Annotated in this window: 12 protein-coding genes; 9 read left to right on the forward strand and 3 right to left on the reverse strand. The window is 69.2% G+C overall.

Annotated features, from left to right (window positions below; translation table 11 throughout):
• The 6 genes from JWP28_RS12965 to JWP28_RS12990 form a co-directional block, all read left to right on the forward strand.
• Window positions 1-357 (forward strand): SDR family oxidoreductase (locus JWP28_RS12965; protein ID WP_299543474.1); only part of this gene is annotated, 357 nt, incomplete at its 5' end.
• Window positions 358-474: 117 nt separating this feature from the next.
• On the forward strand, window positions 475-843 hold the full coding sequence (locus JWP28_RS12970; RefSeq protein ID WP_299543476.1) for a DUF427 domain-containing protein: 369 nt from the start codon (window positions 475-477) through the stop codon (window positions 841-843).
• A 15-nt stretch (window positions 844-858) separates the two neighbouring features.
• The gene (locus JWP28_RS12975) at window positions 859-1,743 is read left to right on the forward strand and encodes a LysR family transcriptional regulator (RefSeq protein ID WP_299543478.1); all 885 of its coding nucleotides are present in this window, start codon (window positions 859-861) and stop codon (window positions 1,741-1,743) included.
• 216 nt (window positions 1,744-1,959) lie between these two features.
• The gene (locus JWP28_RS12980) at window positions 1,960-2,250 is read left to right on the forward strand and encodes a hypothetical protein (protein ID WP_299543480.1); all 291 of its coding nucleotides are present in this window, start codon (window positions 1,960-1,962) and stop codon (window positions 2,248-2,250) included.
• A gap of 173 nt (window positions 2,251-2,423) precedes the next feature.
• Entirely contained in the window at window positions 2,424-2,630 is a 207-nt protein-coding gene (locus JWP28_RS12985; RefSeq protein WP_299543482.1) for a hypothetical protein, read from the forward strand.
• Between the two features lie 121 nt (window positions 2,631-2,751).
• Window positions 2,752-3,816, forward strand: a complete 1,065-nt coding sequence (locus tag JWP28_RS12990; protein WP_299543484.1) for an alkene reductase — start codon at window positions 2,752-2,754, stop codon at window positions 3,814-3,816.
• A 4-nt stretch (window positions 3,817-3,820) separates the two neighbouring features.
• Here the strand turns inward: JWP28_RS12990 and JWP28_RS12995 are convergent, their stop codons facing one another.
• A complete protein-coding gene (locus JWP28_RS12995) occupies window positions 3,821-4,024 on the reverse strand; it encodes a hypothetical protein (RefSeq protein ID WP_299543485.1) in 204 nt (67 codons plus the stop codon).
• A 283-nt stretch (window positions 4,025-4,307) separates the two neighbouring features.
• Entirely contained in the window at window positions 4,308-4,550 is a 243-nt protein-coding gene (locus JWP28_RS13000; protein WP_299543487.1) for a hypothetical protein, read from the reverse strand.
• 165 nt (window positions 4,551-4,715) lie between these two features.
• Here JWP28_RS13000 and JWP28_RS13005 point away from each other — a divergent pair, with 165 nt between their 5' ends.
• The 3 genes from JWP28_RS13005 (at window position 4,716) to JWP28_RS13015 (ending at window position 7,148) form a co-directional block, all read left to right on the forward strand.
• Window positions 4,716-5,579, forward strand: a complete 864-nt coding sequence (locus tag JWP28_RS13005) for a hypothetical protein (protein WP_299543488.1) — start codon at window positions 4,716-4,718, stop codon at window positions 5,577-5,579.
• A gap of 184 nt (window positions 5,580-5,763) precedes the next feature.
• Window positions 5,764-6,345: an OmpA family protein gene (locus JWP28_RS13010; protein WP_299543489.1), complete on the forward strand. Its 582-nt coding sequence runs from the start codon at window positions 5,764-5,766 to the stop codon at window positions 6,343-6,345.
• 110 nt (window positions 6,346-6,455) lie between these two features.
• A complete protein-coding gene (locus JWP28_RS13015) occupies window positions 6,456-7,148 on the forward strand; it encodes a hypothetical protein (protein ID WP_299543490.1) in 693 nt (230 codons plus the stop codon).
• 4 nt (window positions 7,149-7,152) lie between these two features.
• On the opposite strand, the gene JWP28_RS13020 is transcribed toward JWP28_RS13015, so the two are convergent.
• The coding region (locus JWP28_RS13020; RefSeq protein WP_299543492.1) for an EAL domain-containing protein at window positions 7,153-7,557 on the reverse strand (405 nt) is incomplete at its 5' end.

The raw sequence follows: 7,557 nt of genomic DNA on the forward strand, positions 1-7,557 counted from the left end.
GGCAGCGGCAGCATCGTCAACATCTCCTCGACCTACGGGCACGAGGGCGCAGCCGGCGCTTCGGTCTACGTCGGCAGCAAGCACGCGGTCGAAGGCATCACCAAGTCGGTGGCGCTCGAGCTCGCCGAGTCCGGAATCCGTGTCAACGGCGTCGCGCCCGGCCCCACCGACACCGGCATGCTGACGCGCTTCACGCGCACGCCGGAGAACAAGGCGGATCTGGTCACGGAAGTTCCTATGGCCCGACTCGGCCTCTCGGAGGAGCTCGCCAACGCGATCGTCTTCATCGCATCCGACGAAGCCTCGTACATCACCGGCCACATCCTCAACGTCGACGGCGGCCACAGCGCCAACTGATCCTGTGTCCGGGCGCGGAGGTTTGACGCCGCGCCCGGGCGCCCACCCCATTTGTTGCAGACAGGGCCCGGCTCTTGGACGCCGAGGCGCCATTCCCACATCACAAGGATGCCGATCATGACCGACAAGCCGATCAAGGTTCCGGGTCCCGATCACCCGATTACGATCGAAGCCAATCCGTCTCGCGTCGTGGTCACGGTCGGCGGGAAGATCATCGCCGACACCCGCGATGCGGTGACCCTTCGCGAGGCGTCCTATCCCGCCGTCCAGTACATCCCGCGTCGGGATGTCGACATGGCCGCGCTCACGCGCAGCGAACACACGACCTATTGTCCCTACAAGGGCGACGCTTCGTACTTCAGCATTCCGGCCGGCGGAGAGCGTTCGCTCAATGCGGTTTGGACTTACGAGACCCCATTTGATGCGATGGCGCAGATCAAGGACTACGTGGCCTTCTACCCGGACCGTGTCGACGAGATCAGCTGACCGACGGAGCGCTTAATGGACAGACTCGCGGCCCTGGAGATTTTCGTGCGGGTCGTCGATGCCGGCTCGTTTTCGGCGGTGGCGCGGCGTCAAGGTGTCGGGCAGCCGGCCGTCTCGAAGGCTGTTGTCCAGCTCGAGGAATGGCTGGGCGTGAGCCTGCTGCTGCGTTCGACGCGCAGCGTGGTCCCGACCGAGGCCGGCCGGGCCTTCTATGAGCGCGCGAAGCGGACGATCGAGGAAGCCGACGAGGCGGTGATGGCGGCGCAAGGGGTCGCGAACGGCCTCTCAGGGAAGCTGCGCGTGTCGACATCGATCTGTTTTGGACGGCTCCATGTCATTCCGAGCTTGTCGGCGTTCTTGGCCGAAAACCCTGACCTCGAGCTGGAGCTTGTCCTCGACGACCGCTTGGTGGATCTGGTCAACGAAGGCGTTGATGTTGCGCTACGAACGGGAGCAATGCCGAATTCGAACATGACCGCCCGCCGGATCGCGGAGGGCCGCTCCATGGTCGTGGCCACGCCCGCGTACCTGCAGCGCCATGGAATCCCGACTTCGCCCGACGACCTGGTCAGCCATCAGGCCATCATCCTTACGCGGGGCGGAGGGCGTGATTCCTTTACGTTTCGAAAGGCTGACGCCGAGGTGTCGGTGTCTCTCCAGGGGCGCTTGAAAGTGACCCAAGCGGAGGGCCTGCGGGAGGCGGTGACCTGCGACCTTGGGTTGGCGGTGTCATCGGAGTGGCTTTTCTCGCCCGAGCTGAAATCCGGAGAGGTCGTGCCGATCTTGGAGGACTGGAGCTTGCCGCCAACCAGCCTGTCCGCCGTTTACCCGACGGGCCGGCTCGCCGGCGCCAAGGCTCGCGCATTCGTTTCATTCGTCGAGCGGTGCATGGCGGCCTGAACTCGGTTTCGCCGCAGCGCAAGCGCGTTTGCGGACGGCGGCGGGTGTGGAAGCGGGCGCGGATGAGATGAAGGGCGGCGCCTGTCCGCGGAACGACGTTCTACCAGAGATCCGTCCAGGGAGCGTCTGAGTGTCTGCAAGTAGAGCATCAGGCCTGTCGCCGGAACAACCATCCGACCCGTCCGTTGAGCCCGGGCTTAACGAAAGGACGATCGAATGAAAAACTTCAACAAGACCTTGGCTGCCGGCGCACTGATGGCGGCGGTAGCTGGGGGCGCCATAGCGCTGTCCGCCACGTCAGCCTCCGCCGACGTGGCCTGCAACCGTTACGGCGAGTGCTGGCGCGTGGCGCAGCGTTACACGACCTACCCCAGCAATCTGGGCGTGACCTTCCACGACGACGCCTGGCGGGAGCAAAACCGTAAGGGACATTACCATTGGCGCAAGGATCGCCAGGACGATCACGGCTATTATTCGCAGGGACACTGGCGCCCCTTCGACAGGTGATACCGCTGGGAGGTCCGCTCCAGGCGAACCTCCCGACCCCAAGGAGAGCGCAACCGGAGTGGGGCTCGACGCCCCACCCCGGAGCGTCGGGCGGTCCTGGATTTTGCGGCCGACGCGGCGCAACCTTCGCTTTGGGGATTACGTTACGCGCCCATCCATGGATCAATGCCGGCATGTCGACGCGAAAGAGCATCAGACTTTTGGGCTACGCCTCGCTCGGTCCCATCACCGGGCCGCTGGTCGCGGGGGTAATCCGCAACATGACCAAGCGCCAGCCCGTCCTGGCGTCGCTCTACGCGCTCACCATCGCCGTCGTCTGGCTCGACATCTGGATCCTGGGGCGCTGGTCGCTGCCGGCGATCGGGCGCTTTCTCCAGTAGGTCGGCGCGGTCCTGCCGACCAGGGCTCCCGCATTTCTCACGCACCTTCCAGGAAAACTTCGGGTGCGGCCGTCGCCGGAGGCCCTACCTGAGTGCGAACCTTCACCCAGGGACTTAGTGCATGACCTCGCTGTTCGACCCGATCCAGATCGGCGCGCTGAAGCTCAAGAACCGCATCGTCATGGCGCCGCTCACGCGGTCGCGGTCCGGCGTCGAGCGCACCCCCGGTCCGCTGGTGGCGCAGTACTACGCACAGCGCGCCTCGGCCGGCCTGATCGTCAGCGAGGCGACCTCGGTCACCCCGCTGGGCGTCGGCTATGCCGATACGCCGGGCATCTGGTCGGACGAGCAGGTGGAGGGCTGGAAGCTCACCACCGAGGCGGTGCACAAGGCCGGCGGCCTGATCCTGCTGCAGCTCTGGCACGTGGGCCGCATCTCCGACCCGAGCTTCCACGGCGGCGCGGCGCCGGTGGCGCCCAGCGCCATCGCGGCCAACGGCAACGTCAGCCTGCTGCGGCCGCAGCGGCCCTATCCGGTGCCGCGAGAGCTTTCGATCGATGAGATCAAGGGCGTGGTCGAGGCCTACCGGCAGGGCGCGGAGAACGCCCGGCGCGCCGGCTTCGACGGCGTCGAGCTGCACGGCGCCAACGGCTACCTGCTCGACCAGTTCCTGCAGGACAAGTCCAACCGCCGGACCGACCAGTACGGCGGCGCAATCGAGAACCGCGCCCGGCTGATGCTGGAGGCGGTGGACGCGGCGATCTCGGTGTTCGGCGCCGACCGGGTCGGCCTGCACCTCGCTCCGCGCGGCGACGTGCACGACATGGGCGACAGCGACCTTTCCGCCACCTTCGACTACGTGGCCCGCGCTATGCGCGAGCGGGGCCTGGCCTTCCTGATGGCGCGCGAGCGCCGGGCGGACGACAGCCTCGGCCCGCAGCTGAAGGCGGCGTTCGGCGGCCCCTACATCGTCAACGAAGGCTTCGACCTGGAAAGCGCCCGGGCCGCGGTGGCCTCGGGCGAGGCCGACGCGGTGGCCTTCGGCAAGCTGTTCATCTCCAACCCCGACCTGCCCGAGCGCCTGAAGAGCGGCGCGCCGCTCAATCCGTGGATCGCCGAGACCTTCTATTCGGCGGGTCCGGAGGGTTACGTGGACTACCCGGCGCTGCAGCTCAGCGAGGCGTGACGCGCTAGGGGCGCCGGCGCATGGAGCTGTCGCCCCGGCGCGACTGGGCGTTGAGCAGCGCCGCCATGTGCCGGGCGTCGTCCTCGGAAAGCCCGGTCTGCGGGACTCCGGCGACGGCGGCGGGATTGCCCGACCAGAGCTCGTAGACCGTCCAGCCGGGGCCGTCGGCCCGTAAGGCGTAGCGGTCTTTCTTGCGTTCGTCAGGCATCGTCGGGCGAGCCTTGCCTGATCCGCGGCTTCTGTCCAATCCGGCGGCGCCTTCTCGCGCTAGGCCGCCTAGGCGGAGGCCAGAACCGGCTGGGTCCGGCGCCGACGGATCATGCCGCCGATGCTGCTCCGGCCGGCGCCTGGCGCTGGCGGCGAATCCGGCAGACATGGCGCCGAGGGTGGCCCCGGCGCCGCGGCGCCAGGGCCTGCTCAACCGGTCTGAAGGCTTGGAGCCCTCAGACCGCTCCGAGGCCGGAATGATCCTCTCGGGCGAAGGTTCCGGCCTACAGGCGCACCGCCGGCGACACGATGGAACTGATGTCGAGAATGAACAGCGTCAGTCCTTCCGCATTGGTGACGGTCATGCGGAACAGGCCGTCACGCCAGAACTCGTCGGGTTTCTCGTTGATCAGTTGACCGATCGCCTTGACCGCCTCCACGCGGGCGGCGGCGACGTCGGCCAGCTCAAGCCCGTCCTGGTCCGGGTGGTGACGACCATCCTCCGTATGGAAATGATATCGCGCCATCGCCGCCTAACCGGCGGAGCGACCGACGGTTTCAGCGTGGCTTTAGAAAACGGGCGGGGAAGCGTGACGATGCGGGAGTAACCTGACGCTCGCCGACCGGCGTTCTTGCGGGAAGGGCCGTATATCGCGCAAGGTGAAGGGCGCCTGCCACCGGAGGGGGGCCAGTTGGAGCTTTTCCTCGCACTCATCCTCGGAGCCGTGGCCATCGCGCTGGCGATGCACGCCCTGCGCCGCGGCGCGCCTCCCGAAACCCCTCTCGATCTGCCGGACGACCCGCCCGTGCGCCTGCAGGGCCGGCGCTGGTGCGACTTCGAGATCGCCGGCGAGAGCCACTACCAGGCCGCGCTGGAAGCGATCGCGGGCCACGAGCCCCAGGGGGTCAACCTGCATTGCGCGGCCCTGTTGGTCCCGGAGCCGGACAACCACTCCGACCCCAACGCCGTGGCGGTGGTGATCGAGGGCAGGCGGGTCGGCTACCTTCGGCGGGAGGACGCGGCCGGCTACGGCGCGCGGCTGGCGGCGCTGGGCGTCGAGGGCCGGCCGGCCGCCTGCCCGGCCTACGTCTGCGGGGGGTTCATCACCGAGGACGGCGACCTGATCCCCTATGGGGTGACGCTCGGCCTGGCCTGGCCCGCCGAGCTCGAAGCGAAGGTCACGGCGCCGCCGATGTCGCCCGTGGTCCGCGCGCGCCTCGGCGGCGCGCCGCTGAGCGAGGAAGAGGCCTGGCATACCCCGCCCGTGCCGCCGGCGGACGCCATGGAGTTCAAGCGGCTGCTGTCCGGCGGCTTCGAGCAGCACGCCGTCTGCTTCGCCGGCTGGTCCGAGGCGCGCATGGACTACCTGGCCGCCGTGGCCCGGTCGGTCGGCCTGGGCGTGCGCGGCACGGTGACCGAGGACCTGACGCTGATGTGCGTGGGGCCAGCGCCCCCCGACGAGGACGTCGAACGCGCCAGGTCGCAAGGCGTCACCCTGATCAGCGGCGACCAGCTGCAGGAACTGGTGGCGCGGATCGCGTCGGAGACGGCGTGAGCGGTGGGCCCCCATCCATGACATCGGTTTTTGGGGGCTTTCCGTCTGAGCGATGATCTGGCTCTGCAGTTGGAACAAAAGCACCGCAGCCAAGCTTTGCCCACAAACCGCCGTCTTCGGCCCCGATGGATTGCGCTGTTGGGGGTTTACGGCGGTTCGAACGGACAGCAACGGAGGGACTTCGATGATCCAGCGTGCGGTGATTGCAGGGGCGATGGTGTTGGGTGTGGCGGGCCTGGGCGGCTGCGCTACCGAGAAATACGTCAACGAGCATGTGGCCGCGGTCGATACGCGGGTCAGCGACGTGTCCGGCCGTGTCGCGGACCACGACACCAAGATCGCGACGCTCGACCAGACGTCGCGCGATGCGCTGCAGCGGGCGACGGCCGCCGGCAAGCTGGCCGAGGGCAAGTTCCTCTATTCCGAGGTGCTGACCGACGACAGCATGAAGTTCGGGGTCTCCAAGGCGGCGCTGTCGCCCGAGGCGCAGGCCAGGCTCGACGCGTTCGTCGACAAGCTGAAGACCGACAACCGCAACGTCTACGTCGAGGTGCAGGGCCACACCGACGCCACCGGCTCGAAGGACTACAACTACAGGCTGGGCGAAGAGCGGGCCGAGGCGGTGCGCCGCTACCTCAACGAACACGGCGTGGCGCTGAACCGGATCAGCACCATCTCCTACGGCGCCGACGTGCCCGCGCAGCCCAACAACAACCGGGCCGGCCGGCAGGCCAATCGCCGGGTGGTGCTGATCGTCCTGGCGTAGCGGCGGCCTACATTCAGCCCGATCGGAGGCGTCTCCTCCTCCGTGGCCGTGTCGGCCGGAGCGAATGAATGTCGATTCAGCCTAGGCGGCGGTCGGGGAGGCGGCGTGGGTTGCTCACGACGACCCTGAGCGTCGCCGGCCACGCGCTGGTGATCTTCGTGCTGGTTTCGGCGCACCGGGATGCGCCGAAGGTCGCGCCGCCGGAGCTCCCGCCGATGCCGGTCATGCTGGTCGAGGCGCGGCCGCCGGCCAAGGTGGAGACACCGCCCGCCGCAGCCCCGCCGGCGCCGGTGCAGCCGCCTCCGCCGCCGCGGAACATCGCCCGGCGGACGCCGGCGCGCCCGGACATTGTGCCCCTGCCGGCCAGCGAGGGCCCGTCGTCGGAAGGCGTCGCCGAGCTGAGCGACGCCCAGGTCGCCTCGGCGGCGACCGCGGGCTCCGGCCCCTCCGGGCGCCCCTGCGACATGGTCAGGCGGCTGCAGGCGGCGCTGCGCAAGGATCCGCAGGTGCAGGCCGCCGTCGCCGACGCGCACGCGGCGGGCTCAGGCGGCAAGGCGCTCCTGGTCTGGAACGGCGACTGGATCCGCAGCCACGGCCAGGACGGCGCAGGCCTCGCCGCCGTCCGCGAGGCGATCATGTGGGAGGTCGGGTTCGCGCCGGAGGCCTGCCGCGCCGAGCCGGTGCATGGCCTCGTGCTGATTTCCCTGAACGACGGCCCCGGCGCCCCTCGGCTGGTGGTCGGCTCGGGCTATTGGCGCTGGTCGGACCTGCTGCGCCCCCGCCCGGGCGGGGCCGCGGGGTAGGCCGCTACCCGTGCGCGCGGCGGCGCGAGGGTTCGGCGACGAAGGTGCGGGGGGCGGCGGCCATGGATTGGCGCAGGCGGGCCTCCATCTGGTCGGCGGGCATCGGGCGGTCGAACCAGTAGCCCTGCATCCGCTCGCAGCCGGCGGCGCGCAGCAGGATCGCCTGGGCCTCGTCCTCGACGCCCTCGGCGACGATGCCGACGCCCAGCGCGCGGGCGGCGTGCAGCATGGAGCCCACCAGCTTGCCGACCCGGGCGTCCTTGGCGACGTCGCAGATCAGCGAGCGGTCGAGCTTCACCGTCTGGATCGGCAGGTGCATCAGGGCGCGCAGGTTGGAATAGCCGGTGCCGAAGTCGTCCAGCGCGATGCGGACGCCCTTGGCGGAGAGCCGCTCGATGTGGCGGCGCGA

This window comes from Phenylobacterium sp., assembly GCF_028290885.1.
GTDB lineage: Bacteria > Pseudomonadota > Alphaproteobacteria > Caulobacterales > Caulobacteraceae > Phenylobacterium.

Excerpts from the sequence above, each read along its gene's own strand:
- JWP28_RS12970 (WP_299543476.1), top strand. The coding sequence starts at position 475 with ATGACCGACAAGCCGATCAAGGTTCCGGGTCCCGATCACCCGATTACG.
- JWP28_RS12975 (WP_299543478.1), top strand. The coding sequence starts at position 859 with ATGGACAGACTCGCGGCCCTGGAGATTTTCGTGCGGGTCGTCGATGCC.
- JWP28_RS12980 (WP_299543480.1), top strand. The coding sequence starts at position 1,960 with ATGAAAAACTTCAACAAGACCTTGGCTGCCGGCGCACTGATGGCGGCG.
- JWP28_RS12985 (WP_299543482.1), top strand. The coding sequence starts at position 2,424 with ATGTCGACGCGAAAGAGCATCAGACTTTTGGGCTACGCCTCGCTCGGT.
- JWP28_RS12990 (WP_299543484.1), top strand. The coding sequence starts at position 2,752 with ATGACCTCGCTGTTCGACCCGATCCAGATCGGCGCGCTGAAGCTCAAG.
- JWP28_RS12995 (WP_299543485.1), bottom strand. The coding sequence starts at position 4,024 with ATGCCTGACGAACGCAAGAAAGACCGCTACGCCTTACGGGCCGACGGC.
- JWP28_RS13000 (WP_299543487.1), bottom strand. The coding sequence starts at position 4,550 with ATGGCGCGATATCATTTCCATACGGAGGATGGTCGTCACCACCCGGAC.
- JWP28_RS13010 (WP_299543489.1), top strand. The coding sequence starts at position 5,764 with ATGATCCAGCGTGCGGTGATTGCAGGGGCGATGGTGTTGGGTGTGGCG.